This window comes from Pseudomonas sp. TWI923 (genome assembly GCF_039673365.1).
Lineage (GTDB): Bacteria > Pseudomonadota > Gammaproteobacteria > Pseudomonadales > Pseudomonadaceae > Aquipseudomonas > Aquipseudomonas sichuanensis.
This window is the reverse complement of record NZ_JBDJLM010000028.1, coordinates 35,958-62,927: the sequence shown is the minus strand read 5'-3', so window position 1 is coordinate 62,927 and position 26,970 is coordinate 35,958. Positions and strand designations below refer to the sequence as shown.

Sequence of the window (26,970 nt, the reverse complement as noted above, 5' to 3'; positions counted from 1 at the left end):
CGGCGGGGCCCCCGCGGGGGGCCCCCCCCCCCCCCCCCCCGTGGTTGGTGGGGGGGGGGGGGGGGGGCCCCCCGCGATGGGGTAGTCCCCCAAGCACTTGCCGCCGGTTTCCCCTGCGCCGGCAACGGCCCATAATGGCGGCCATTATAGGGCTTCGTGCCCTGGTGCAATGTCGATTTCGAGGAGATTTTTCATGGCCGTCGCCCTCAATACCCTGGTCGAGGAAGCCGAGCGCTACCTGGCCAGTGCAAAAATCCAGGATTACTGCCCCAACGGCCTGCAGGTCGAGGGCCGCCCGCAGGTCAGCCGCATCGTCACGGGGGTCACCGCCAGCCAGGCACTGCTCGATGCCGCCGTCGAGGCCGAGGCCGACCTGGTGCTGGTCCACCACGGTTACTTCTGGAAAGGTGAAAACCCTTGCATCACCGGCATGAAGCAGCGCCGCCTGAAGACCTTGCTCAAGCACGACATCAGCCTGCTGGCCTACCACCTGCCGCTGGACCTGCACCCCGAAGTCGGCAACAACGTGCAGTTGGCGCGCCAGCTGGACATCACCGTCGAGGGCCCGCTGGACCCGAACAACCCCAAGGTGGTGGGCCTGGTCGGCTCGTTGGCTGAGCCTCTGTCGGCGCGTGACTTCGCCCGTCGGGTGCAGGAGGTCATGGGCCGTGAGCCGCTGGTGATCGAGGGCGAGCAGATGATCCGCCGGGTCGGCTGGTGCACCGGCGGCGGTCAGGGCTATATCGACACCGCCATTGCCGCAGGTGTCGACCTGTTCCTCAGCGGCGAGGCGTCCGAGCAGACCTTCCACAGTGCACGGGAGAACGGCATCAGTTTCATCGCCGCCGGGCACCACGCCACTGAGCGCTATGGCGTGCAGGCATTGGGTGATTACCTGGCCCGGCGGTTCGCGGTCGAGCACCTGTTCATCGATTGCCCGAATCCGATCTGATGGTCCTTTCGCGGGGCAAGCCCGCTCCCACGCCAGCAAAAGACGGCGTGGGAGCGGGCTTGCCCCGCGATCAGGCCTGGGCTGCTTACTTGCTGGTCAACCCATCGGCGCGGAACATCTGGCGAATGCCGCGAATGGCCTGGCGAATGCGGTCCTGGTTCTCGATCAGGGCGAAGCGCACGTGGTCATCGCCGTAGTCGCCAAAGCCCACGCCTGGCGATACGCAGACCTTGGCTTCGGCCAGCAGCTTCTTGGAAAACTCCAGCGAACCCAGGTGTGCATACTGCTCGGGGATCTTGGCCCAGACGTACATCGACGCTTTGGGGTTCTCGACCATCCAGCCCATCTCGTGCAGACCCTTGACCAGCAGGTTGCGGCGCTGGCGGTACTGCTCGGCGATGTCGCGCACGCACTGCTGGTCACCTTCCAGGGCGGCGATGGCCGCCACCTGCAACGGGGTGAAGGTGCCGTAGTCGTGGTAGCTCTTGATGCGTGCCAGGGCGCTGACCAGCTCCGGGTTGCCGACCATGAAGCCAATCCGCCAGCCGGCCATGTTGTAGCTCTTGGACAGGGTGAAGAACTCCACCGCGATGTCCTTGGCCCCCGGCACCTGCATGATCGACGGCGCCTTCCAGCCGTCGTAGACGATATCGGCGTAGGCCAGGTCGTGCACCACCAGCACGTCGTACTGCTTGGCCAGGGCCACCACGCGCTCGAAGAAATCCAGCTCGACGCACTGGGCAGTGGGGTTGGACGGGAAGCCGAGGATCATCATCTTCGGCTTGGGGATCGACTCGCGGATCGCCCGCTCCAGCTCGTTGAAGAAGTCCACGCCCGGCACCAGCGGCACCGAACGCACCTGGGCGCCGGCGATCACCGCGCCGTAGATGTGGATCGGGTAGCTTGGGTTGGGCACCAGCACGGTGTCGCCCTGGTCGAGGGTGGCGAGCATCAGGTGCGCCAGGCCCTCTTTCGAGCCGATGGTGACGATGGCTTCGCTCTCCGGGTCGATCTCGACCTCGTAGCGGTCCTTGTACCAGTTGGAGATGGCCCGACGCAGGCGCGGGATACCGCGCGAGGTGGAATAGCCATGGGTGTCTTCGCGCTGGGCGACCTGCACCAGCTTCTCGACGATATGCGGCGGGGTGGCGCCATCGGGATTGCCCATGCTCAGGTCGATGATGTCCTCGCCACGGCGGCGGGCAGCCATCTTGAGCTCGGCGGTGATGTTGAAGACGTAAGGGGGCAGACGATCGATGCGCGCGAAACGGCGCGGCGAACCTGGATTGGCCATGGTTTCCTCTGGAGACGTAAGCGCCCGGAACCGTCCGAGCGACGTTGGCCGCTGCGGCGGCCGAATCAGAAGATAATCCCGCCAAGTAAAATTCGCAAAGGATAATTTTCTGTTTTTTAAAACTTTTCAGGCGCATAGTTTGAAAAAACAGAAAATTCAAAATCTACGAACCCTCTGTGGGAGCGGGTTTACCCGCTCCCACAGGCAGGTCAGTGAATCAATAAACCTGCACCCGCCACAACTCGCGCGAAGCCGAGGCCGCGCTCATCGGCAGGCGCCCGTGCAAGGTCCGGTAATTGTCGATCAGCACCAGGTCGCCCGCCGCCCATTCATGGGCGATCAGGCACTGCGGGTCGTACACCAGCCCGTCGAGCTGTTCGATCAACTGACGCTGATAGGCCTCGTCACCGCCCTGCACCTGCTGCTCGAGGGTCTGCAGCGACGACTCGCACCCTTCCTGGTAACGCAGCACCGGCTCGCCCGTGCGCGGGTCGCGGTCCACCAGCGGATAGGTACGTGGCGAGCCGCCGAAATAGGTCATGCGCGTGTAGTAGGTGATGTCGACCTCCTGCCATTGCCGGGCCACCTTGAGCCCGACCTGACGCAGGGCGTTGCGGCTGTCGACGATGGTGGTCTGCCCTTCCCCGGGTTGCGGCGGCGTCTTGCAGTAGAGCATGAAGGTATGGGCGCAGAACTTGGGGTCGCGCTGCACCAGCGGGTCGCTGTCGGGCAGCAGGTTGAGGTCCCAGTGCAGCGGCGTCTTCTCCAGCGAATGCACCACGCCCTGGGGCTGCTCGGCCGGCTTGACCACGTGCACCTCGCCAAAGGCCCAGCGGTAGATGGTGCCGAAGCGCGCGCAGTCGGCAGCGAACTCGCCCTGCTCGGGATACTCGCAGCCCTTCAGGCAGACGAAGCCGAAACTGCGCACCAGCGCCTGCAAGGTCTCGGTGGCCAGCCGTTGTGGCCCCTCCCCCGCGGGGGCGCTGACCACCAGGCCGAACAGCGGCAGTTTCTGCAGCTCGAAGCGGTAACCCTCCAGCGCCTCGCCGGTGGTTTCATGCAACAGCCACGGCCGCCCTTGCCAGGTCACCTGCACATGCCGAGCGTTGTCGATCTCGGCACGGCCGCGCAGCGACTGGCCGCCATCGAGCTGGCGCACCGGCACCGCGTGCCAGGGGCTGACGACATGGCTCAACCCCTCGGCCAGGGCCAGGGTGAACTTGGGCCCGGCGTTGTCGTACTGGTGCACCGACAGGCGAATGTGCTCGGGGAAGAAGCGATCGACCGCCGCATTGAGCGCTTGCCCGCGCAGCATCATCTGGTAGGCCTTGTGGGAGAGCTGACGCAGATGCTCGTCCTGATCCTGGCCGGGCTCGCAACACAGGCGCAAGTCGTTGTACAGGTGGCTGCACAGCTTGTCGTGGCTGCGGGCCAGGGTTTCGTCGCCCTGGCAGTGCTCGATCAACGCCTCGACGTTCTTCCACGGCAGGCGCGCCTGCTTGACCAAGGTCGCGCGCAGCGCCTCGGGGCTGCTGGCCTGGGGGAACAGGTCTTCCATGCTCACCCAGCGGATGCAGTGGGTGACGCACAAGCTGCGCAGGGCCTGGTTGTAGGCGCGGCGTACCTCGTCGGGCACGCCGACGATGTCGTTGAAGGTGGTGCCATCGCTGAGGATGGCGATCTCGCAACCCGGTGCGTGCAGCGCTGCGATCTCCTGGCCGAGGCGGTCGAGACGCTCGATGGCCATCACCTCGCCGTAGTCCGGCAGCACGCCGAAGGTTTTGTCGCGATCGTTCGGCGATTTGCAGGGGAAACCCGGCAGCACCATGCGCAGCGGCTCGCCACGTTCGAAGCAGCGAGCCAGGCTCTGGGCCAGGTGCGCCTTGCCGCTGTCGGCGAAGCGATCGCCCTCGGCCTTGAGCAGATAACCGTCCAGCACCTGGCTGACGGCTGCGATCCAGCTGTCTTGATCATGCATCTGTGTGTCGTCCTTTGGTGGTGTTACAACGAGCCGGCCAGTTCCATGGATTGGCTCAAGGGGGGAACAGCTGTCGGGCGCAAGGCCGCGAGCAACTGGTCGGGGGTCTGGCAGTACAACTGCGGGCCGTGGGCACGCAGCGTCTCGGGCTCGCCATAACCCCAACCTGCGGCGACCACCGGCATGCCGGCAGCCTGCGCCGTCAGCAGGTCGATAGGCGTGTCGCCGACGAACAGGCAATGCACGGGTGCCACGCCGAGCCGCTCGGCAGCCAGCAGCGCGGCATCGGGAGCGGGTTTGAGCGGCTGCCCCGGTTGGTGCCCCAAGACCGCGCCAAAGGCCGTGGTCGGCAGCAGCCGCTCCAGCACTTGCAGGGCCAGGACGTGTGCCTTGTTGGTGACCACGGCGATGGGCAAGCCGCGCGCTGCAAGGGTTTCGAGCAGCCGTTCGATCCCGGCATAGGGGCGCGAGTACTGCACCAGGTGCTGACGGTAACAGGCGCTGTAGTCAGCCAGCAGGCGCCCGGCGTCCGATGCCCCCTGCTCCAGCGCCACCTGTTCGATCATCGCCGCCACGCCACCGCCGACCAGGGCGCGCACGCGTGCCTCGGGCAGCGCGGCCAACTGGTGCTGGACCAGTACTTGATTCAGGCACCAGGCAATGTCCGGCAGGGTGTCCACCAGGGTGCCGTCCAGGTCGAACAGCACCGCTTGCGCTTCGCTCAACCGCGCCATCACTGCACGCTCGCGTAATGGCAGGGGCGGCCGCGACGGAACACCAGGCGGCTATAGCGCTCGTCGACATTGCTGCGCCGCTCGAGGGTAACCACGCCACGGCGCTTGATCGCCACCGAGTGCCAGGGCGTGCGCCACAGGTCGCTGGTGGGCACCAGGCGGATGCCGATCTTGCTCGACACGGCCAGTTGCGGGTGGATCGACAAGCGCAGGCACTGCGGGTAGCGCGCCTGCAGCAGCGCGCTCCAGGCTTCGCTGCGCTGGATCACCCGCTGGGAGGCAGGCTTGGCCACTTTCTTCACCGCGTTCATGCTCATGCCGGCAAAGTCGGCAAGGCCGGCGTAGTCCTCCGACAGGAAGCGGTGGATGCCGCAGTACATCAGCATCATGTGGTCCTCGGACTCGAAGCGCTGCTGCAACGCACGCAGCGACTGGCCATGCTCGATCATCAGCTCTTCGCGCATGGAGTCCAGGCAGCCCAGTTGCGGGTAGGCGTCCTTGAGGTCGAACAGGGTGAAACGGCCCGGGTAGTGCTGGTCGGCGTAGCGCTGGATATCGTCGGTGTAGGCCTGGACATGGGCGTCGGGCACCCGCACCAGGTCAGAGAACACATAGCCGTCGGAGCAGATATGGATCACCGCGCCCGGTGCGTGCAGCGCGCGGATCTCTTCACAAAGCCTGTGCAGTTCATCGATGGCGTGGTGCTCGGCCAGGTCCGGCAGCGGACCGAGGGTTTTCTGGCGATTGGGTGACTTGCCTGGGAAAGCCGGCAACACCATCTCGATCGGCTCACCCTGTTCGAGGGCGGCCATGACCTTGGGCAGGTGCGGCGCGAGGGCCAGCTCGTCCAGCGCAGGATCCTGCCCCGGCGCGAGGCTGCGGCGGCTGAACAGGCAGTGCAGGATGGCAAGGGCGGTGTCGATGGGCGCAGCGGGGTGACGTTGGCGCAACAACGCGCCATACGCCGAAAGAGCGAGGCTCGAATCGGTCATGGAACATTCCTTTGTCTGAAAACGCGGCATTTGGGCCGCCGGGTCATCCTGACCCGCGGCGCATAAAGTCCTGCAAAGCGGGTGACGATGTCAACCACGCCCCGAGGAATTTTTACCTAGGCATAAAAAAACCCCGGCGCAAAGGCCGGGGTTTTTCGGGTAACAGCCCGTTGTATCAGCGTGCGTAGGTCATCAGCACATCGGCTGCGGTCTGGCTGTCCACACCCATCATCACGCTCAGGGCGGTGACGGTGAGGATGGAGAAGCCGAAGACCTTGCGCGCCCACTTGCTGTCGTCCTCGGCCTTGTAGCCGCCCCAGGCCATGTACAGCCAGTACAGGCCCATGGCGGCTGCCACGGCGAGGTAGCCCAGGCCGGCGTAGCCGCCCAGGGTCAGCATCAGGGTGGCGAGCACGAAGGCCAGCACGTACAGCACGATCTGCTTCTTCGCCGCGAGGATACCGCGCGCCACCGGCAGGACCGGGATGTTGGCGGCGCTGTAGTCCTTGAAGCGGAAGATGGCGATGGCAAAGCTGTGCGGCATCTGCCACAGGCTGAACATCACCAGCAGGGTCACTGCAGCGAGGTCGAAGCTGTTGCTCACGGCGCAGTAACCGATCACCGGAGGCATGGCACCGGACAGGCTGCCGACCAGGGTGCCGTGCACCGATTTGCGCTTCAGCCAGAGGCTGTAGAAACCGACGTAGACCACGAAGCCAACCAGGGCGCAGAACGCCGACAGTGGGTTGGCCTGCACATACAACAGGCTGAAACCCGCCACCCCGAGCAGGGTGGCGTAGATCAGCGCGAGGGGCAGCGACATGCCGCCCTGCACCATGACGCGGTTCTTGGTGCGCTCCATCTTGTGGTCGATGTCACGGTCGATGCAGTTGTTGAACACGCATCCGGACGCGACCACCAGGGAGGTACCGATCACCACTGCCAGGAACAGGGCGAAGTCCACTTGGCCCTTCGCGGCAAGGAAGAACCCGCCTGCCACGGAAAGCACGTTACCGAAAATGATCCCCGGTTTGGTGATTTGGATAAAGTGCTTCACGGACATGCAGTCTTACCTCACTTGGCCATCATTTCGAAGTGGATGCTGAACATGATCCACAGCGACAGGCCGACCAGCAGTGCAATTACCAGAACGGTGAACAGGAACGTCGACACGTTGGAACGCTGCTCTTTCGAGCGGTCCATGTGCAGGAAGTACACGAGGTGCACTACCACCTGGATGACGGCCATGGCCACCACGATCAGGACGGTCAGGTTCTTCGGCAGGCTTGGGTACATCACCAGGCCGAACGGGATCGCGGTCAGGATGATCGACAGTACGAAGCCGATCATGTAGGACTTCACGCTGCCGTGGCTGCCTTCGTGATGAGTGTCGTGTGCGTTAGCCATTACAGAACCCCCAGCAGGTAGACGACGGTGAATACGCAGATCCAGACCACGTCGAGGAAGTGCCAGAACAGGCTCAGGCAGCTCATGCGGGTCTTGGCGGTCGGCGTGATGCCGTGCTTGTTGATCTGGTACATCATGATCGCCATCCAGATCAGACCGGCGGTCACGTGCAGACCGTGGGTACCGACCAGCGCGAAGAACGCCGACAGGAAGCCGCTGCGCTGCGGGCCGTAGCCCTCAGCGATCAGGTGATGGAACTCGTAGATTTCCATCGCGATGAAGCCAGCACCGAACAGGAAGGTCACAGCCAACCAGCCCAGTACACCTGCTTTCTTGCCGTCGAACATCTTCAGCATGGCGAAGCCGAAGGTGATCGAGGACAGCAGCAGGAACGCGGTTTCAACCAGCACGAAGTCGAGCTGGAAGATGTCGTGACCCGACGGGCCGCCGGCGAAACCGCCGGACAGCACCGCGTAGGTGGCGAAGAGCGACGCAAACAGGATGCAGTCGGTCATCAGGTACAGCCAGAAACCGAGGACGGTCATCTGGCCCGAGTCGTGGTGGTGCTCGTCGTGCCCATGGTCGTGACCATGAGCAGCACCGTGGATTACTTGACTGGACATTGATTACACCCGTTCAAACGATTCGACACGTGCGCCGCCGGCAGGCAGTACACCAGCCTTGGCCAGCGCCTTCATGCGCTCGCCTTCGATGCGCGCCACTTCTTCGGCCGGAACCATGTAGCCCTGGTCGTCACGTGCAGCGTGGCGAACGAAGACCGCGATGGTCGCAACCAGGCTCGCACCCACCAGCCACCAGATGTGCCAGATGAAGGCGAAGCCGAACACGGTCAGGAACAGACCCATGAACAGACCGGTGGACGTGTTGCTCGGCATGTGGATCGCTTCGTACTTGGCCGGAGCCTTGTACGCAACGCCGGCTTCCTTGGCTTCGTGCCAGGCGTCCAGGCCAACTTTCTCAGGCATGTGAGCGAAGTTGTAGAACGGAGGTGGCGACGAAGTGGACCATTCGATGGTACGGCCGCCCCATGGGTCGCCAGTGACGTCCATGTTGTCTTTGCGGTCGCGAACCGATACGAAGATCTGGATCAGCTGGCAAGCGATACCGAACAGGATCAGCACGGCGCCGACAACGGCTACGTACAGGTAGGGTTCCCACAGTGGGTTGTCGGAGTGGTTCAGACGACGGGTCATGCCCATGAAGCCCAGGGCGTACAGCGGCATGAACGCAACGTAGAAGCCCGACAGCCAGAACCAGAAGGCAGCTTTGCCCCACTTCTCGTTCAGGGTGAAACCGAAGGCTTTCGGGAACCAGAAGGCGAAACCGGCGATGTAGCCGAATACCGCGCCACCGATGATCACGTTGTGGAAGTGAGCGATAACGAACAAGCTGTTGTGCAGGACGAAGTCAGCACCTGGAACGGCCAGCAGTACGCCGGTCATGCCACCGATGGAGAAGGTGACCATGAAGCCCAGGGTCCAGAGCATCGGTGCGGTGAAGCGCACACGGCCTTGGTACATGGTGAACAGCCAGTTGAACAGCTTCACACCGGTCGGGATGGAGATCAGCATCGTCGCCAGGCCGAAGAAGGTGTTGACGCTGGCGCCGGCACCCATGGTGAAGAAGTGGTGCAGCCAGACCGCAAAGCCGAGGATGGCGATGGCGCCCGATGCGTAGATCATCGAGTGGTGGCCGAACAGGCGTTTGCCAGAGAACGTCGAAGTCACTTCCGAGAACACGCCGAAGGCCGGCAGGATCAGGATGTAAACCTCAGGGTGACCCCAGGCCCAGAACAGGTTGACGTACATCATCGGGTTCCCACCAAGCTCGTTGGTGAAAATGTGGAAGTCCAGATAACGGTCAACAGTCAGCAGGGCGAGTGCGGCGGTCAGGATCGGGAACGAAGCGACGATCAGCACGTTGGCCCAGGTGCAGGTCCAGGTGAAGATCGGCATGTCCATCAGCTTCATGCCAGGTGCGCGCATCTTCATCACAGTGACGAGGAAGTTCACGCCGGTAAGCGTCGTACCCAAGCCTGAGAGCTGTAGCGCCCAGATGTAGTAGTCGACACCCACCCCAGGGCTGTACTGAATGCCCGCGAGCGGCGGATAGGCAACCCAGCCGGTCTTGGCGAATTCACCAACGCCCAGCGAGATGTTGACCAGCAGCACGCCTGCCAGCAGCAGGTAGAAGCTCAGGGAGTTCAGGAACGGGAAGGCAACGTCACGTGCACCGATCTGCAGAGGAACCGCCAGGTTCATCAGGCCGGTGAAGAACGGCATCGCCATGAAGATGATCATGATCACACCGTGGGCGGTGAAGATCTGGTCATAGTGTTCAGGCGGCAGGTAGCCTTCGGAGCCACCGGTAGCGGCAGCCAGCTGGGTACGCATCATGATGGCGTCGGCGAAGCCGCGCAGCAGCATGACCATAGCGACGATGATGTACATCACGCCGATTTTCTTGTGGTCGACCGTGGTCAGCCACTCGGTCCACAAGTAGGTCCACTTGCGGAAATAGGTGATGGCACCAACGACAGCGATACCACCGAGCGCGATCATGGCAAGCGTCACCATGACTATCGGCTCGTGATACGGTATCGCCTCCAGAGTTAATTTACCGAACATCTCTTACTCCTCTGCACCGGCAGCTGGTTGCATACTCGATTCCACACCCTTGGTGGTGGCCAGATCTTTGCTGCCTGCTTCTTCGTGGACCGGCTTGCCGCGGTTCATGCCTTCGTACTTGTCGACGATGCGCTGGAACTGGTCAGCCGGTGCCTCGCTGTACAGCGCGACCGGGTTGTTTTCGCTTGGTTTGGCCAGGGCTTCGTATTCGGCCTTGTCCAGCTTCTTCGGCGAGGCCTTAACTTCAGCGACCCATGCATCGAAGTCAGCTTGCGAAGTGGCGGTTGCCTTGAATTTCATACCGGTGAAACCGGCGCCGCTGTAGTTGGCGCTGATACCGTCAAACACACCGTTCTCGTTGGCGATCAGGTGCAGTTTGGTGGTCATGCCAGCCATGGCGTAGATCTGGCCGCCCAGGCCCGGGATGAAGAACGAGTTCATCACGGCGTCCGAGGTGACGCGGAAGTTGACCGGGGTGTTGGCCGGGAAGACGATCTTGTTGACCGTGGCGATGCCTTGTTCCGGGTAGATGAACAGCCATTTCCAGTCCAGCGCGACCACGTCGATCTGCACCGGCTTCACATCGGAATCCAGTGGACGGTACGGGTCCAGCTTGTGGGTGGAGTGGTAGGTGACGTAACCCAGGGCGATGATGATCAGGATCGGGATGATCCACACCGCGGCCTCGATCTTGGTCGAGTGCGACCAGTCAGGGGTGTAGGTGGCGGACTTGTTGGAAGCACGGTACTTCCAGGCGAACGCCAGCGTCATGATGATCACGGGAATGACCACCAGCAGCATCAAGCCGGTGGCGATCAGGATCAGGTTCTTCTGCTCAATGCCTACCTGGCCCTTCGGGTCGAGCAGGGTCCAGTTGCACCCACTGAGTAAAAGCATGCCTAAAAAGGGCAATATGCCAAACAGTCTGGGGTAACGCTTTTTACTCATCTCACGACCTCTAGATCAGCTTGCTTCAATGCAATTTGTGTTTTGGTAGCCAACACTTCGTCCTGCCAAGCGTCAGCATTTCGAGCCCGAATTCGCCCCTGCCTGGGGTCCGACTGCTGGACCTGGGCGCGAGCGCGTATACGGTGCTTTATGGTTTCGTAGGCAAACGGCCTGTACTTCAGACCAAGTCCATTTGGTGCGGGAAAACGCGGAGGGGTGTCCGCCCGGATCGCCGTTGGGCGAAACTTGTCGAAGTCAGCAATAAGAAAGCGCTGCGGCTTCCTTCAATCCTGCGACTCGCAAGCAGTGCCGAACGGAAATTGGGGGCGATTGTAGATAGGTCGCCCCCCATTGACTATGACTTATTGAGCAACAGTCTTTTACAGAATCCGTAACAATAGCACCCCAAAAATCAACTTCGCGACAGTTTGTCGCACCCCGCGCAGTAGCCCTGAAACCCTTGTAGCGCAAGGCCTGGGGGTTGATCCAGAGCAACCCTGGGGGCTGATTTCCTACTTATCTCGCCGCGCAATAGACCTGGGTCAAACAAGGACTTTGGTCTAACGAACGGTGCGTTCGTGGCGACGGTTACGGTAGATCCCCAGCGGCACCAGGATGGCCGTCAGCACGAACGCCAACAGGGCCCACTGGGCAAGCGACAGACCGAGAATCGGTGGGTACGGCGTCGAGCAGAAGCCGTCGACCTGGAAGGCCAGCGGCCAGAGCTTGGCCAGCGGCAGGTCATCGACGATCGGCTGCAAGGTGTCGATGCCGCAGCTGACCATCGGGTTGGCGAGTATATACACATGGTTACCGGCTGCAACGATGCCACCGATGGCACTCAGCACCACCAGCGCCTCGAACAGGGTCAGGCTTTTACGCCCGGGCATGGCCGCGGCGATGAAGGCGAAGATCGCGATGAACAGCAAGGCGTAGCGTTGCAGGATGCACAGAGGGCATGGCGCTTCGCCCAGCACCACCTGCATGTACAGGGCACCGCCGATCAGCGCCAGGCAGATCAGGCCAAGGAGCACCAGGAAGCGCCGTTCGCGGTTCAGGCGCGATGAGAGTTCGTTCATTGCCGATTCCTTCGATGGAGAGTGGCAGCGCTGGCTGCCCGAGGGGCGCCAAGTCTACACGCTGGAGTGGACCTGTGACTGCGTCGAGGAACGGTGAGCGCGGCTATCCATTGATGACCTAGGACCGAGCGTGTCGGTTTCGGTTCACTGCCGCGCGTAAAAAACACGGCAGCCCGAGCGCCAGGCAGGAGCAAGCCCCTCGACACTCGGGAGTGAAGGATACAGTGATTAAAGGAGGATTAAAGATGAAGGCGGGTGTAACCGCGTTCATCACTTCCTTATATAGAAGAGGTGGTACGCCCAATTGCTGGCAAGCCAGCCCCCGCACGGCGAATGCAACCTTCCGCTTCGTTCTCGATTACCCACGGTCGGGAGCATCCGGTGCGAGAGCTGGTTTGCCAGCAATTGGGATGGTGAGAAACCTTGGGGGCGCTTTGCGCCCCATTCGCGACACAAGGCCGCTCCTACAGAATGTTGCGCACTCCTGTAGGAGCGGCCTTGTGTCGCGAAAGGGCTGCACAGCAGCCCCGGCGATTCTCGACTGAACCAGTTACTCCAAAGCCGCCGCCGGCCCGAAGAACTCATAACGGCTCTGCCCTTCCGGCACACCAATCGCCTTGAGCTGGCGCTTGATTGCTGCCATGAAGCCCTTCGGCCCCAGGAAGTAGGCATCCACATCACGCTCGCGTGGCAACCACTCGGCCAGCAGCTCCTGGCTCAGCAGGCCCACGGCATCAGCCGCCTGGCTACCGTCATTCTCGGCATAGCAATAAAAGCGCTTGAGCTGCGGATGACGCGCGGCCAGGCCGTCAATCCAGTCGGCAAAGGCATGCACCGCACCATTGCGTGCGCAGTGGATGAAATGCACCGGGCGCTGGGTTTTCAACGCAGCCTCAAGCATGGCCAAGGTCGGAGTGATGCCCACGCCACCACTGATCAGCACCAGCGGCTTGTCGCTGGCCGCCAGGGTGAAGTCGCCGGCCGGCGGGAACAGCTGCAGGCTGTCGCCCACCATCAGCCCGTCATGCAGGTAGTTGGACACCTTGCCGCCCGCTTCGCGCTTGACGCTGATGCGGTACTGCTCGCCGTCGCACAGCGCCGACAGCGAATAGTTGCGACGCTGCTCCTGGCCATCGATGAACAGCTGCAGGCCGATGTACTGGCCCGGCTCGGCCTTGAGCACCGGCTTGCCATCCACCGGGGCGAAGTAGAACGAGACGATCTCGCTGCTTTCCTGCTCGCGGCGCACCAGGCGGAACTCGCGGGCACCCCGCCAGCCGCCGGCGGCTTCTTCCTTCTGTTTGTACAGGCTCTCTTCGGCGCCGATCAGGATGTCGGCCAGCTGGCCGTAGGCGGCGCCCCAGGCGGCGATCACTTCAGGGGTGGCGATCTCCTTGCCCAACACTTCCTCGATGGCGCGCAACAGGCAGCTGCCGACGATCGGATAGTGCTCAGGGAGGATCTGCAGGGCGACATGCTTGTTGATGATCTGGCCGACCAGGCCACCGAGTTGTTCAAGCTTGTCGATGTGGCGGGCGTACATCAGCACGCCGTTGGCCAAGGCACGGGGCTGGTCGCCGCTGGCCTGGTGGGCCTGGTTGAACAGCGGACGCACCTCGGGGAACTCGCTGAGCATCATCTTGTAGAAGTGGGTGGTCAGCGCTTCGCCGCCGCTTTCCAGCAGAGGAACAGTGGCCTTGATGATTGCACGTTGTTCGGCATTGAGCATTGCTGCAACTCCTGAGCCTTTGGCTTCGAATGGTTGCCTTGGACTTATCAGCAATCGTGCCAACTTTAAAAGCCAATAAAATCAGGCCCTTGAGCATATAAGTGTCAAAAAGACACACTCAGGCGTATAGTCATTTCGACCCAATGGAGTCCATATGACTGCAAAACCCCTGCTCACCGCCCTCCTCCCCCTGGTCAGCGACCTGTCCTGCGACCTGCCCGACCAGGAACGCTACCGCCGCCTGCTCCAGGCCATGCGCGGCCTGTTGCCGTGCGACGCTGCGGCGCTGCTGCGCCTGGATGGCGAATGGCTGGTGCCGCTGGCGGTGGATGGCTTGTCGCCCGACACCCTCGGCCGGCGCTTTCGGGTCAGCGAGCACCCGCGCTTCCAGGCCCTGCTCAGCCGCCCCGAGCCGACCCGCTTCCCCAGCGACAGCCCGCTGCCCGACCCCTACGACGGCCTGGTCGATGCCGAACATGTCGACCTCGAAGTGCACGATTGCATGGGCTGCCCACTGATGGTCGACGAGCAGCCCTGGGGCCTGCTGACCCTCGATGCCCTCACCCCCGGCCAGTTCCAGAGCCTGGAGCTGGACGCCCTGCAGGCCTTCGCCAGCCTGGCCGCCGCCACCGTCACCGTGGCCGAGCGCATTGAGCACCTGGCCCTGCGCGCCGAGGATGAACACCAGCGCGCCGAGGTGTACCGCCAGGCCAGCGGCCAGGATCGGGAACTGATCGGCCAGAGCAAGGCGCACAAGCGCCTGGTCGAAGAAATCCGCCTGGTCGGCGGCAGCGACCTGACCGTGCTGATCACCGGCGAAACCGGCGTGGGCAAGGAACTGGTGGCCCAGGCCCTGCACCGCGCCAGCAAACGCGCCGACAAGCCCTTGATCAGCCTCAACTGCGCCGCCCTGCCCGACACCCTGGTGGAGAGCGAGCTGTTCGGCCATGTGCGCGGCGCGTTCACCGGCGCCCACGGCGAGCGGCGCGGCAAGTTCGAACTGGCCAACGGCGGCACGCTGTTCCTTGATGAAGTGGGTGAACTGCCCCTGGCGGTGCAGGCCAAGCTGCTGCGGGTGTTGCAGAGCGGCCAGTTGCAGCGCCTGGGCTCGGACCGCGATCACCAGGTAGACGTGCGCCTGATCGCCGCCACCAACCGCGACCTGGCCGAAGAGGTACGCAACGGCCACTACCGCGCCGACTTCTATCACCGCCTCAGCGTGTACCCGTTGCAGGTGCCACCGCTGCGCGAGCGCGGCCGCGACGTACTGATGCTGGCCGGCTACTTCCTGGAACAGAATCGCTCGCGCCTGGGCCTGGGCAGCCTGCGCCTGTCCGCCGAGGCCCAGGCGGCGCTGTTGGCCTACGACTGGCCGGGCAACGTGCGCGAGCTGGAGCACCTGATCGGGCGCTCGGCGCTCAAGGCGCTGGGGCAGCATGGGCAACGGCCGAAGATTCTTACCCTGGAGGCGGCGGATCTTGATCTGCGCCCCGCCGTGCCCAATGCGCAGTTGCCCGCCCCTGTGGAGCTGGCGCAGGCGCCACTGCCGAACGGTGGATTGCGGGAGGCGCTGGATGAGTACCAGCGGCAGATCGTCGAGGAGTGCCTGAAGCGCCATGGTGATAACTGGGCGGCTGCGGCACGGGAACTGGGCTTGGACCGGGCCAACCTGAGTCGTTTGGCCAAGCGCTTGGGACTGCGCTGAATACGCCATCGCGGGGCAAGCCCGCTCCCACGAGCGTATACGCTGTCTGCGTGGGAGCGGGCTTGCCCCGCGATGGGCCACAAATAGCAAACTAAGCTAAAGCCTGACGTCAAAAAGCCGATAACCCGGCATCCTCCCCCTTATCCGAACGAAGGTTGCCCATGGCCACGCAAAAAGCCCGCGCGGACTCGTTGTCCCTGCTGCTGTTCACCCTGCGCAGCGGCAAGCTGATGGCAATCAACCTGCTCAAGGTCAGCGAGATCATCACCTGCCCGCCGCTGACCAAGCTGCCGGAGGCCCACCCGCACGTCAAAGGCGTGGCCACCCTGCGCGGCAACTCGCTGTCGGTGATCGACCTGTCCCGCGCCATCGGCGAAATGCCCCTGGCCGACCCCGACGGCGGCTGCCTGATCGTCACCGAGATCAGCCGCTCGCGCCAGGGCCTGCACGTGCAGGCGGTGAGCCGCATCGTCCACTGCCTGAGCACCGACATCAAACCGCCGCCGTTCGGTTCGGGCAACCGCTCGTTCATCACCGGCGTGACCCGGGTCGACAACACCCTGGTGCAGGTGCTGGACATCGAAAAGGTCATCCACGGCATCGCCCCGCCGCAGCACGAACCGCACCCGGGCGAAGTCAGCGAAGAAGACGCAAGCCTCTTGGCGGCCGCCAACATCCTGGTGGTCGACGACAGCCAGGTGGCGCTGCAGCAATCGGTGCACACCCTGCGCAACCTCGGCATCGAATGCCACACCGCACGCAGCGCCAAGGATGCAATCAACGTACTGCTGGAGCTGCAAGGCACCGAGCGGGAGATCAACATCATCGTCTCGGACATCGAGATGTCCGAAATGGACGGTTTCGCCTTCACCCGCACCCTGCGCGAAACCCCGGACTTCCAGCACCTGTACATCCTGCTGCACACCTCGCTGGACAGCGCCATGAGCGGCAAGAAGGCCGAGGAAGCCGGGGCCAACGCCATCCTCACCAAATTCAGCTCGCCGGAGCTGACCGACTGCCTGGTGGTGGCGGCCCGCGCTGTGGTGTTCGCCGAGCGCTGATATATTCAGCGACAAACTCCCCGGCTTGCTGTCGGGGAGCGTTCGGGCATAATTCGCGCCCTTCGCAGCCAACGGCGGACCCGCACATGAAATACCTCAGCTCCCTGCTGATCGCTTTCGCGTTGTTTAGCGGCGCGGCCCACGCGTCCAGCACCCAGGCCTGGAACGACCAGCGCCAGCACATGCTCAAGGCTTGCCTGAAGGCCAGCCAGTTCAAGCAAGCCCACGCCCTGGGCAAGCCTGCCGAATTCGACGACCAGGTCGGCTACAGCGCCCTCCTGATCGAAGGCGTATACCCGCAAAAGCACATGAACAACGCCACCGGCACCGAACTGTGCCTGTACGACCGCCAGCGCCAGCAGGCTTTCGTCACCGAGTGGGCGGCCGGCAAGTGAGCGACAGCATCCGTTTCGGCTGTACCGGCTGCGGCAAGTGCTGCACCGGCCACCATGTGCCGCTGACCCTCGCCGAAGCGGGCCAGTGGGCGCATGCCGGGGGCCAGGTGATCGTGCTGATCGAAGGCTTCATGGTCGATGGCCCGGGCATGCCGCCAGAGCAGCGCGAACACGTGCTGCGCCGCTCCCACCCGGTGCCCTGCGGCACAGGCGAGCTGAGCGTGTCGGTGACCTTCGCCGCATTCAACCCGGGGCGCTGCCGCAACCTGAACGCCGACGATCTGTGCAGCATTTATGAAAGCCGCCCGTTGGTATGCCGCATCTACCCGGCCGAAATCAACCCGCACCTGCCGCTGCGCCCCGAGAGCAAGGACTGCCCGGCCGAAGCCTGGGAGCAGGGGCCGGAGCTGATCCATGGCGGATTGCTGCAGGATGCAGAACTGCGCCGGTTGATCGAGGCGTCGCGCCAGGCCGACCGTGACGACATCGCCAGCAAGGTCGCCATCTGCCAGGCGCTGGGGATGACCACCAGTGCGCTCAAGGGCAATGGCTTCACCGCCTGGCTGCCGGACATGGGCGCCTTGGCAGCCGCGCTGGCCGCAGTGCCTGTGGATAACCCTGCGCAGTGGCAGGTGCATGTGGTGGATGGCGAGCTGGCCGGCAGCCTGCAGCGGCATGGGTTGCAAACTACCGCCGAGACGCCGGTGTATTACGCCTTTATCGGGTTCTGATCTGCCCGCTACCCATTGGCCAAACCAGCCCCTGTGGGAGCGGCTTTAGCCGCGAACACCGGCAAAGCCGGTGCCATCCACCGCGTTGTCTGCTTCGCGGCTAAAGCCGCTCCCACAGTGATCGCTTCTGCAAACTACCCAGCCGCTTACTGACACCTGCGCCAGAACTCATCCGCCAGCCGCCGCAGGTCCTGCGCCAGATCCGCCACGTCGCTGGCGCTGCCATGGCTGCGCTGCCCCACCTGCACCGTCGCCTCGCTGGCCTGGCGAATGCTGATGATGTTGCGGTTGATGTTCTCGCTGACCTGGCTCTGCTGCTCCACCGCCGCGGCAATCTGCAAACTCATCTCGTTGATCTGGTTGACCCGCACGCTGATGCTGTCCAGCGCATCGCTGGCCAGTTGCGCCTGCTCGACGCTGTGCCCGGCATGGGCGCTGCTCTCGCGCATCACCTGCACGGCAGCGCGGGCGCCGTCCTGCAGGGCGCTGATCATGTGCTGGATATCATGGGTGGACTGCGCGGTGCGCTGGGCCAGGCCACGCACCTCGTCGGCCACCACGGCAAAGCCGCGCCCCTGGTCGCCGGCCCGCGCCGCCTCGATGGCGGCGTTGAGTGCCAGCAGGTTGGTCTGCTCGGCAATGCCGCGGATCACGTCGAGCACCCCGGAAATCTCGCTGCTGTGGCTTTCCAGTTGCTGGATCACCTCGCCGGCCTCGACCAGCGAACCGGCCAGGTCCTGGATCGCGCAGCGGTTACGGTCCACCAGCTGGTGCCCGGCCTGGGTCTCGCCCTCGGCCTGGTCGGCGGCCATCGAGGCCATCTGCGCGCTCGTGGCCACCTGGGCCACGCTGGCGCTCATCTGGTGGATGGCAGTGGCCACCTGGTCAGCCTCGCTTTGCTGCTCAAGGCTATTGGCATGGCTGCTGTGCAGGGCCTCGACCAGCGAGCCGGAATGCCCGGCCAGGCGCGACGAGGTGTCGCCGATGCGCCCGACCACGGCGCCCAGCTGCGCCTTGAGCATGCGCATGGCGAACTCGATCTGGCCCAGGCCATCACGCCGGCCTGTGTATAAAAACTGGCTCAGCGGGTTGTCGGCAATCGCCAGGGCCTGGCGGCGCAGGCGCTCATAGGGGCGCAGCAACAGCAGGATGGCCAGGCCCGCCAGGCCCGCCACGGCAAACACTTCAGCCAGTGACACCAGCAGTGGCGCCCCTGCCCACCACTGCCCCACGCCGATCACCAGCGCCGCAACCCCCGCCACCGCCAGCGCCAGGCGCGTTGCCAGGCCCGCCACCGGCAGCCGTTCGCGCCAGCTGCGCCGCCCTTCGCGCAGGCGTGCATAGCAAGCCTCGGCCGCCGCCACCTGCTCTGCGCCAGGCTTGGTGCGCACCGACTGATACTCCAACGCCTGCCCACCACTACTGATAGGCGAGACGAACGCACTGACCCAGTAATGGTCGCCGTTCTTGCAGCGGTTCTTCACCAGCCCCATCCATGAACGCCCGGCCTTGAGCGCCTGCCACATCTGCGCGAAGGCCTGGGGCGGCATGTCCGGGTGGCGGACCAGGTGGTGGGGCTGGCCCAGCAACTCGTCGCGGGTAAAACCGCTGACCTGCATGAACACGTCGTTGGCGTAGGTGATGCGGCTGTCCAGGTCGGTGGTGGACAGGATGTTGGCGTCGCCGGGGTAATCCACTTCGCGACCGGTAACAGGCAAATTGCACTTCATCGGAGGCTCTCGTTGTTGTTGGGGACAATCGGCAGGGCGCTCGAGATTAGTGGCAATTGGCAATCATTTTTTGATCTGGCTCAATCATTTGTAGGTCAGGGTGAAGCTCAGCGAAGCGTTGGCTACACCGGCCGTGGGGGCGTCGTCGCCCAGCTGGATGTAACGAGCGGATAACGGCAGATCAAAATCGCCATCGGAGAACTCGAAGATCGGCACCTCCTCGTTAAGCCGCATAGGTTTTCCGCCGTAGGACTCCATCACCTGTACGCCAATCCCCGTGGCGTCGGACTCGGCATTGAGGCCAATGATGCCATTCGCGGAATCCACCACGGGCGAGCCATTGCGTGGGTCCAGGCGCAGGTAGGCAGTGGGGTAGTTGCCAGGCTCCGATCCACCTATGCAGTTCCTGAGCGGCAGGTAGAACACCTTGGTGTCGGTGAAACTGCCCGGCCCGCTGAAATGCGCGACCTGCCAGGTGCCCATCGGTACCCGTACCTGCTCCGAGGACGCGCCAGGCAAACCACACTGCGCCACATTCAGCGTGCCGCCGGAAAAGTCCACCTCCAGCACCTTGCCGCTACGGTTGCTGGTGAACTGGGCCAGGGTGTGCCCGGCAAGCGGTTGAGGGCCCATGCCTGGGTCGATGGGGCCGATCTTGATCAGGCGGTAGTGGTATTGCAGTGAGTTCACAAAAGGCACCCGGATCGCGCCGCCCACCTCTGCCGGGCTGACGATCTCGCGGTGCGGCACGCCCCAGCCAAAACGCCCCTGCCCCGGAATGAACTGCCAGTGCCGGCCAGGCGTGGCGTTGCCGAAGCTGGCCAGCACGGCCAGGCCGACACCGGGAATATTCGTGTGCAGCAACACCTCTCCTGGCGCCACCCAGGGTGAACCCGTCTCTTGCCGCAAGGGGGTGGTGACCTCGAATACCGTCTGATCAGGGCAGTTGATATTGACTGCGGAGAAAGCCACCGAGCTGTAGGTGTAACGGGTTTCGCTCGAGAAGATGAGGCTGCCGATGGGCGCATCCCTGCCCACCACCAGGTTGCCTGGGTCGAAGGAGATCCGCTGGAAGAATCCGGGGGGAAACTCACAGGCCAACGCCTGCAACGGCAGGTACAGGCCAGACAGCACTACCAGTTTGCGCAAATACATACTGCTACGCCTCCGGGGTAAGTAACCGGTTCAAGCTCATTTGTAGGTCAGGCTGAAGGCCACCGATGCATTGGCCACGCCACCGACGGGGGCGTCCTTGCCAACCTGGATGTAGCGGGCAGCCATGGGGATGTGGATATCGCCGTTCTGCAGGCGAGTCATCGGCACATCTTCCAGCAGCGGCATGGGCGTGAGGTCAGGCTTGAGCACCTGCACGCCGATGCCGGTGGCATCCGAGTCCTGGTTGAGGCCAAGGATGCCGCGCGGCGCGTCGAGCACACTGGAACCATTGCGTGGGTCCAGGCGCAACTCGGCAAAGTGCTCGTTGCCGGGCTCGGTGCCGGCCTGACAGGCTTGCAGCGGGAGGTTGAACGAACGGGCGTCGGTGAAGCTGCCCTCGCCGGTGAACTGGCTAGTGCGCCAGGTCCCCATGGGCACGGTGACCTGGGTGGACGGTGCGCCGGGCAAGCCACACAGGGCGATGTCGAGGGAACCCGCCGAGAACACCAGCTCGACCACTTTGCCTGCCTTGTCGTTGATGACCTCCGCCAAGGTGTGGCCAGCCAGGGATTGTGGCCCCATTCCCGAATCCACAGGGGCGTACTTGATGATGCGGTAGTCGTAGTACATGGGGCGGATTCCAGAACCCACCTCATCGCTTTCAGTCTGGACGGTCGACGTGTGGGGCACGCCCCACCCGAAGCGTCCATGGCCAGGCATGTACGTCCAGTAGCGACTCGAGGGCCAGCCATAGCTGGCGCCCATCACGACGCCGATCCCCGGTATCCGCGTCTGCAGGATCACCTCGCCAGGGCCGACCAGACTGGAGCCATGGATCTGCGGCATGGGCGATTTGACCTCGAACCGATTGGTCCCACGGCACCAAATCAGCTCCACGCTTGTGTACTCCCATTGATAGCTCGGCCTCTGAGGACGAATGACCGTGCCGACGGGGGCGTCCCGGCCGACAAACAGGTGCCCCGGGTCAATGTTCACCCGGTAGAAGAAACCCGGTGGAAAATCGCAGCCCAGCACTGACAGCGGCAACCACGAAAACATCGCCAGCACCCACTTCAATGCCCCACGCCAAATGGCACCATCCGACACACCACGCATTGCTCTGTCCAACAGACTGCTCCTCATCCACGCCCCTCGGCATGATGCTCAACCAACGCCACCTCTCCTGGGCGACAGACACTCTGCACCTGTCGATACCCTTGTGCAGGCGCTGCGCCAGCCAGTGCCAGCAGCGCCCGGCACTGTTGCGAGGCACTGGCGCCCCAGCGCACGGTCAGCGCCCCTGCTGCCCCTTCGAATGCCAGCAATGCCTGCCCGCCAGGCCCGACCACGCCGACCGTGCGCTGCGCCGCGTCCAGCACCTGAGCGCCGAAAGGCGGCAGCCCGCCGTCTTCCAGGCGCAGGTTCAACAACACCTTCTCCACCCGCTGCGCGGCAAATTCGGCCTTGACCACCGCACCCCGGCGCGGCACCACGTTGGTGACGCCGTTGTCGATCTCGGTGCTGTGGTCCAGCCCGCTGGTATCCAGGCTCACACGGTTCTTGCGGTACGGCGTGAGGTAGGGGATCAGCGCATAGCCGCTGCTGTCGGTTCGGGTGCCCGGTGCATTGCCAAGGCCCACCCCCGGCGTGTCGGTCACATGCACCAGCCCCAGGGTTTCGCCCAGTGTCTGGCCCAGGGCGATGCCGCCGCCATGGGCGAGCAACGAGCCCGAGGCACTGACGTTGACTTGCTGGTAGCGTTCGCCGGCACTCACCCCGGCGCCGAGCTGGGCGAACGGCGCCAGGTAGTTGAGCGAGGCCGAGCCGCTACCGCCGGAACGCTCGGCATGGCTGGCATCCACCGCATAGTTGAGGTGCCCTGAACGGCCCCGGTATCCGGCACGCTGGTCGTAGCTGCCGTCGTTATTGCGGGTCAGCGCCAGGGTGCCACTGCTGCCGCCCCCCAGCGGAATCGACAGGTTGAAGCTGATGAAGCTGGACTGGCCGAACGAGTCGACCAGGCTCTTGCTGGCGTACAGCCCGTAGCTCACCCCGCGGTACACGGTGTTGATGCCCAACTGCAACTGACGTTCGCGGCGCGAAGTGTTCCAGTAGTCCTGCTGGCTGAGGTTCAGGTACAGCGAGGTATTGCCGAAGTTCTGGTTGATGCTGGCCTGCACCCGGCTGCGCTTGGTCATGCGGTTGAAGTCATCGCCCTGGTGCTGCCACACCGCCTCGCTGAAATCGCGGTAGCCCTCGGTGGAGTAGCGGTAACCGGCGAAGCGCACCGAAGTGCCAGTGGCGAAGGCCTTGCCGTAGCGAATGCCATAGCTGCGACCTTGATCGCTGTGCCCGTCACGGCCCTCGGTGCGAGCCTGGGTCACATCCAGCGAGATGGCGCCGAGGCTGCCCAGGTTCTTGCCCAGGCCCACCTGCGTGGCGCGGTAGAAGTCATTGCCCAGCAGGCCGCCTGACAAGGTGTAGTCATGGGGCAGGCCGTAGGCCAGCGTGGCCTGGGCCAGGCCTGGGCGATTGCCGTTTTCGTCGGCGGCGTTGTACTCGCCGAAGGTCAGGCCGTAGCGCCAGGTATTCTCGCGCAGCAGGTTGCCGAGGGTGGCGTAGGGCTGGGTGAAGCTCCGCTCACGGCCATCGGCCTCGGTGATGATCACCTCGAGGTCACCGCTGCCGCTGGAGGCGTTGAGGTCGTTGATCTCGAACGGCCCGGGCGGCACATAGGTGGTGTACAGCGAATAGCCGTTATGGCGCACCTCGACCCGCGCGCGGGTTTCGGCCACGCCACGGATCACCGGCGCGTAGCCCTGCATCGAATCGGGCAGCATGCCGATGTCGCTGGCCACCTGCACACCACGAAACGGCAGGCTGTCGAACACATCACCGGCCGTGAAGCTCTCGCCGAGGGTGAAGGTGCCGAGGCTGCCCGGCAGGTCGGTTTGCGCGTAGCTGGTCGAACGCTGCCACTGGCGGCGGTTGTTCTGGTCCTGGGTGAAGCTGCCATTGGAGCGCAGGCGCCAGCCGGAAAGGTTGAGCCCGCCATTGAGGTACAGGCTGAACTGGTTGTGATCGCCCTGCCCTGCCGTGTGCCCTTGCGAGCCGGTGAACTGGTAGTTGAGCAGCCCGGCGTTGATGCCAGCGTCCCATTCCTCCGGCGCCACGTAGCCCGCTGCGTCGCGACGCAGGGCCACCTGCGGCACGCTGATGTCCAGCGCCAGATAGGCGGGATCGAAGGTCACCAGAGCGCCTTCGACCGCCTGCTGCAGGTCGACGCAGTCCAGCGTATCCAGCTCGCGCTGGTCGATGAACGCGGCCAGCTTCACGCCCATGGCGTCGAGCATTGCCGGGCTCAGGCAGGCACGTACCTCGCCGTTGCCGGCATCGTCGAAGCGCAGTTCGCGGCGCTCGTAGAAGCTCTGGTTCAGGCGGATGGTCACCTGGTGCAGGCCAGGAGGTACCTGGGCGTTGTGGGCGATAGCCTCGAGGTCGAGGTTGGGGCCGGCCGAGCCGCCGCCAAAGGGCTGCATGAAGCTGCTGTCGAACATCGCCGCCTGGGCAACCGGCAGGCCGACAGCGAACAAACAGGCGAGCAGGGTCGGGCCGCAAGCGCCAGGCCTGCGGCAGGAAGAATTGGGCATTACGGTTACTCGATCAGAGAGCGTGCGCCAGTCAGCGCGTAGCGCCAAGGCTGACCCGTTCGGGCTTGGTGTAGCCGCCGTAGTCGTTGATCACCGAGAACTCGACGCTGTTCGGCGTCCAGCCCAGGCGCGGGGCAATGGCGTACTGGCGAGTGGAGAACGGCGCCACCATCACCGGCTTGTCGATTTCGCTGTCGCGCCCGCCGTCGGCCACCTTGATATGGATGAACGAGACGTGGAACGGCGTTGGGTTGTGCACCTGAAGCCGCGCTTCACCGGCCTCCTGGCGAATGGCCCACTCCAGCCGTGGCAGGGCTTCGAGCAGGCTGCCCTGCAACCCCTTGGGCCGGTAGAACAGCTTGATCCGCGTGCGCAGGGCGATCTTCAGGGTGTTGCCATCGTCGTTGCTGGCAGCGGGGATTTCCTGGGCGTTGAAATAGAACACCGACTCGCGGTCGGTCGGCAGGTTGTGCGCGGTCGGCACGATACGCACCATCTGCTCCTTCATCGCATCCAGTCGAAACAGCGGCGGCGTGGCAATGAACGGCGCGCTGATGGCGTGGTCGTCTTCCTCGGTGTTGACCCAGGCCTGCACGGCGTAGGGTTTGTCGGTGCCGTTGCCAGCGGTGATCGATGCATCGCGCTTGCTGGCATCGAAGATGATGCGCGTGCCGCTCAGGGTCACCCCTGCCTGCGCCGTTGGCAGCAGTGCCAGCAACAACGCGACGGCCAGCCACCTGTGTGAATGGGTTCGGAACATCACAGCCCCCTTGGTTTCAGGGTGAGTTTCAAGGTGAGCCACGCCCTGCACAGGGCGCGGCTGCAGCCCGGTTTACTGGATGTTCACGGTGAACTGCGCCTTGGCGTTGGCCGGGCCAGGGGTGGCAGTGCCGGTGGCGATGTAGTTGGCGGTGAAGCGCAGGGGCTGGCTGAGGTTGGCGTACTCGGCGGACGGCTCGGACACCGGCAGCTCGGTGCCCCTGAAATCGCGCAGTTGCACCGCCACGTTGCTGGCGGCACCGGCCACCGGCTCCAGTGCCAGCCACTGGCCCGCCGCACCGGCGGAGCCGGTGATCGGCAGGAAAGTCACGGTGGCGGCTTTGCCGGTGATATCGCAACCTGGGTCGCTGGCGTTGACCTGCAGGGTGAATGCCCCACCGCCGGCCACGTCGCCGGCCTTGGCCAGGCTGCTAACCGGCACTTGGTCGCCGAGCTTGACCACACCCTTGGCACCGCCGGTGCCGTTACCCACCTCGATGGCGCAGGTGCTGTTGACGATGGTGCCTTCAAAGCTGATCTCGCCATCGGCGGCCTGTGCGAACTGGGCCGCGCCCATCAATGCCACTGCGGCGGCCAGGCCGCTCAAGGTTACCTTTTTCATGGTTGCTCCCTTCATGATGCTGCGCGCGTTGCGCCTTGATGATTCGTGCAACGGCAGCTTGCCGAGCACGAAGAGCATCATGCCGTGGCCGACAGGCCGGTCCACGGCGAAACGGAGCAAGTTCATGGGAACGCTTTCCCAAGCAAACTGCGAAATTTCCCAAACGCATGCAAAACTGACAGTGCTGACAGCCAGCGGTCACCCTGGCGACCCGATCGGCGCGCTATAAGACACTGTCCCCTTCCCCTTTCCGGCCACCGCCACATGACCCGCCCCCTGCCCCGCAAAGCCCTGATCCTGCTGCTCGTCGTCGCCCTCGGCGGCGCCGCCTGGTGGCTGCGCCCGACCGCGATTACAGCGCACAAGCCGGCTGCCGCCATCCCGGTGCGGGTGGTCGGCGTGGCCCAGCAGGATGTGCCGCGCTACCTCGGCGCCATTGGTTCGGTGCTGTCGCTGCACAGCGTCGAGGTGCGCCCGCAGGTCGAAGGCGTGCTGACCCAGGTGCTGGTGAAGGAAGGGCAATGGGTGAAGCAGGGCGACCTGCTGGCCACCCTCGATGACCGGGCGATCCGCGCCAGCCTCGACCAGGCCCGTGCCCAGCTAGGCCAGACCCAGGCGCAACTGCAGGTGGCGCGGGTCAACCTCAAGCGCTACCAGTTGCTGAGCAGCGATGACGGTGTGTCGAAGCAGACCCTCGACCAGCAGCAGGCGCTGGTGAACCAGTTGCAGGCAACGATCACCGGCGACCAGGCGGCCATCGACAACGCCGCCGTACAGCTCAGCTATACGCAAATCCGCTCACCGGTGAGCGGACGCGTGGGCATCCGTAACGTCGACCCGGGCAACCTGGTGCGCACCAGCGACAGCCAGGGCCTGTTCAGCGTTACCCAGATCGACCCGATCGCCGTGGAGTTCAGCCTGCCCCAGCAAAACCTGCCGACCCTGCATAAACTGCTCGAAGCCCCCACGCCCGCCGACGTGGAGGCGTTCATGGATGCCGACGGCGAGCGCAGCCTGCTGGGCAAGGGCCACCTGGCATTGATTGACAACCAGGTGTCGGCCAACACCGGCACGGTGCGGGTCAAGGCCGAGTTCGACAACAAGGACAGCCACCTGTGGCCCGGCCAACTGGTGACCGTGCGCCTGCTCACGGCGGTGGACGAGAACGCCCTGGTGGTGCCGCCGCCGGTGGTGCAGCGCAGCATCGACGGGCACTTCGTTTATCGGCTGGACGGCGACAAGGTCGCCGCCGTGCCGGTGAAAGTGCTGTATCAGGACAGCACGCTGAACGTCGTTGATGGTGTGAAGCCTGGGGATTGCCTGGTGCTCGATGGCCAGTCGCGGCTTAAGCCCGGCAGCCGGGTTGAAACCAGCGGACAGTGCGCAGAGCCGCAGCGCCTG

At 64.2% G+C, this 26,970-nt stretch carries 22 protein-coding genes and 1 pseudogene; 6 read left to right on the top strand and 17 right to left on the bottom strand.

From position 1 onward, the window contains the following. The first annotated feature begins 193 nt into the window (after positions 1-193). A complete protein-coding gene (locus ABE459_RS13320) occupies positions 194-952 on the top strand; it encodes a Nif3-like dinuclear metal center hexameric protein (RefSeq protein WP_110991646.1) in 759 nt (252 codons plus the stop codon). Between the two features lie 85 nt (positions 953-1,037). On the opposite strand, the gene alaC is transcribed toward ABE459_RS13320, so the two are convergent. The 11 genes from alaC to hmpA all read right to left on the bottom strand — a co-directional run bounded on the left by alaC (position 1,038) and on the right by hmpA (position 13,761). After that, positions 1,038-2,246, bottom strand: a complete 1,209-nt coding sequence (gene alaC, locus ABE459_RS13315) for an alanine transaminase (RefSeq protein ID WP_110995869.1) — start codon at positions 2,244-2,246, stop codon at positions 1,038-1,040. A 217-nt stretch (positions 2,247-2,463) separates the two neighbouring features. After that, the gene (locus tag ABE459_RS13310; RefSeq protein WP_125465457.1) at positions 2,464-4,224 is read right to left on the bottom strand and encodes an L-tyrosine/L-tryptophan isonitrile synthase family protein; all 1,761 of its coding nucleotides are present in this window, start codon (positions 4,222-4,224) and stop codon (positions 2,464-2,466) included. 23 nt (positions 4,225-4,247) lie between these two features. Further along, positions 4,248-4,958 carry an HAD-IA family hydrolase gene (locus tag ABE459_RS13305; protein WP_323830588.1) on the bottom strand — a complete coding sequence of 237 codons (711 nt, stop codon included), beginning with the start codon at positions 4,956-4,958 and terminating at the stop codon, positions 4,248-4,250. Then, complete coding sequence (locus ABE459_RS13300; RefSeq protein WP_125465459.1) at positions 4,958-5,950, bottom strand: isocyanide synthase family protein; 993 nt, start codon at positions 5,948-5,950, stop codon at positions 4,958-4,960. Before ABE459_RS13300 ends, ABE459_RS13305 begins: the two co-directional genes overlap by 1 nt. 175 nt (positions 5,951-6,125) lie before the next feature. Continuing rightward, positions 6,126-7,013, bottom strand: a complete 888-nt coding sequence (gene cyoE, locus ABE459_RS13295) for a heme o synthase (RefSeq protein WP_125465460.1) — start codon at positions 7,011-7,013, stop codon at positions 6,126-6,128. A gap of 11 nt (positions 7,014-7,024) precedes the next feature. Then, complete coding sequence (gene cyoD, locus ABE459_RS13290) at positions 7,025-7,357, bottom strand: cytochrome o ubiquinol oxidase subunit IV (RefSeq protein ID WP_110995871.1); 333 nt, start codon at positions 7,355-7,357, stop codon at positions 7,025-7,027. Continuing rightward, a complete protein-coding gene (gene cyoC / locus ABE459_RS13285; protein WP_110995872.1) occupies positions 7,357-7,980 on the bottom strand; it encodes a cytochrome o ubiquinol oxidase subunit III in 624 nt (207 codons plus the stop codon). Before cyoC ends, cyoD begins: the two co-directional genes overlap by 1 nt. 3 nt (positions 7,981-7,983) lie before the next feature. Beyond that, positions 7,984-10,005 (bottom strand): cytochrome o ubiquinol oxidase subunit I, encoded by a 2,022-nt coding sequence (gene cyoB / locus ABE459_RS13280; RefSeq protein ID WP_110995873.1) that lies wholly within the window; start codon positions 10,003-10,005, stop codon positions 7,984-7,986. A gap of 3 nt (positions 10,006-10,008) precedes the next feature. Continuing rightward, positions 10,009-10,953 (bottom strand): ubiquinol oxidase subunit II, encoded by a 945-nt coding sequence (cyoA, locus tag ABE459_RS13275; RefSeq protein WP_110995874.1) that lies wholly within the window; start codon positions 10,951-10,953, stop codon positions 10,009-10,011. A gap of 560 nt (positions 10,954-11,513) precedes the next feature. Then, positions 11,514-12,032: a disulfide bond formation protein B gene (locus tag ABE459_RS13270; RefSeq protein ID WP_110995875.1), complete on the bottom strand. Its 519-nt coding sequence runs from the start codon at positions 12,030-12,032 to the stop codon at positions 11,514-11,516. 550 nt (positions 12,033-12,582) lie between these two features. Continuing rightward, positions 12,583-13,761, bottom strand: a complete 1,179-nt coding sequence (hmpA, locus tag ABE459_RS13265; protein WP_323830590.1) for an NO-inducible flavohemoprotein — start codon at positions 13,759-13,761, stop codon at positions 12,583-12,585. 154 nt (positions 13,762-13,915) lie between these two features. On the opposite strand from hmpA, the gene norR reads away from it, so the two are divergent. From norR to ABE459_RS13245, 4 genes are all read left to right on the top strand, one after another. Continuing rightward, entirely contained in the window at positions 13,916-15,466 is a 1,551-nt protein-coding gene (gene norR, locus ABE459_RS13260) for a nitric oxide reductase transcriptional regulator NorR (RefSeq protein WP_323830591.1), read from the top strand. Positions 15,467-15,627: 161 nt separating this feature from the next. Further along, complete coding sequence (locus ABE459_RS13255; RefSeq protein ID WP_125465463.1) at positions 15,628-16,527, top strand: chemotaxis protein; 900 nt, start codon at positions 15,628-15,630, stop codon at positions 16,525-16,527. A gap of 86 nt (positions 16,528-16,613) precedes the next feature. Beyond that, positions 16,614-16,922, top strand: coding sequence for a hypothetical protein (locus ABE459_RS13250; RefSeq protein WP_110995879.1), 309 nt, complete (start codon positions 16,614-16,616; stop codon positions 16,920-16,922). Continuing rightward, on the top strand, positions 16,919-17,653 hold the full coding sequence (locus ABE459_RS13245; protein WP_125465464.1) for a YkgJ family cysteine cluster protein: 735 nt from the start codon (positions 16,919-16,921) through the stop codon (positions 17,651-17,653). The genes ABE459_RS13250 and ABE459_RS13245 overlap by 4 nt, the downstream gene beginning before the upstream one ends. Positions 17,654-17,799: 146 nt before the next feature. Here ABE459_RS13245 and ABE459_RS13240 read toward each other — a convergent pair whose 3' ends face one another. The 6 genes from ABE459_RS13240 to ABE459_RS13215 form a co-directional block, all read right to left on the bottom strand. After that, positions 17,800-19,383: a PAS domain-containing methyl-accepting chemotaxis protein gene (locus tag ABE459_RS13240; protein WP_323830592.1), complete on the bottom strand. Its 1,584-nt coding sequence runs from the start codon at positions 19,381-19,383 to the stop codon at positions 17,800-17,802. An 84-nt stretch (positions 19,384-19,467) separates the two neighbouring features. After that, a complete protein-coding gene (locus ABE459_RS13235) occupies positions 19,468-20,538 on the bottom strand; it encodes a fimbrial protein (protein WP_323830593.1) in 1,071 nt (356 codons plus the stop codon). 36 nt (positions 20,539-20,574) lie between these two features. Continuing rightward, positions 20,575-21,384 (bottom strand): fimbrial protein, encoded by an 810-nt coding sequence (locus tag ABE459_RS13230; RefSeq protein ID WP_190306021.1) that lies wholly within the window; start codon positions 21,382-21,384, stop codon positions 20,575-20,577. Positions 21,385-21,677: 293 nt separating this feature from the next. Beyond that, positions 21,678-24,188 carry a fimbria/pilus outer membrane usher protein gene (locus ABE459_RS13225; RefSeq protein ID WP_323830594.1) on the bottom strand — a complete coding sequence of 837 codons (2,511 nt, stop codon included), beginning with the start codon at positions 24,186-24,188 and terminating at the stop codon, positions 21,678-21,680. 31 nt (positions 24,189-24,219) lie between these two features. Further along, entirely contained in the window at positions 24,220-24,948 is a 729-nt protein-coding gene (locus tag ABE459_RS13220) for a molecular chaperone (RefSeq protein WP_323830595.1), read from the bottom strand. Positions 24,949-25,020: 72 nt separating this feature from the next. Continuing rightward, complete coding sequence (locus ABE459_RS13215; protein WP_323830596.1) at positions 25,021-25,695, bottom strand: fimbrial protein; 675 nt, start codon at positions 25,693-25,695, stop codon at positions 25,021-25,023. Positions 25,696-25,833: 138 nt separating this feature from the next. Between ABE459_RS13215 and ABE459_RS13210 the strand changes: the two are divergent. Further along, positions 25,834-26,937, top strand: a pseudogene (locus ABE459_RS13210) (efflux RND transporter periplasmic adaptor subunit); the annotation flags it as partial. Positions 26,938-26,970 lie beyond the last annotated feature (33 nt).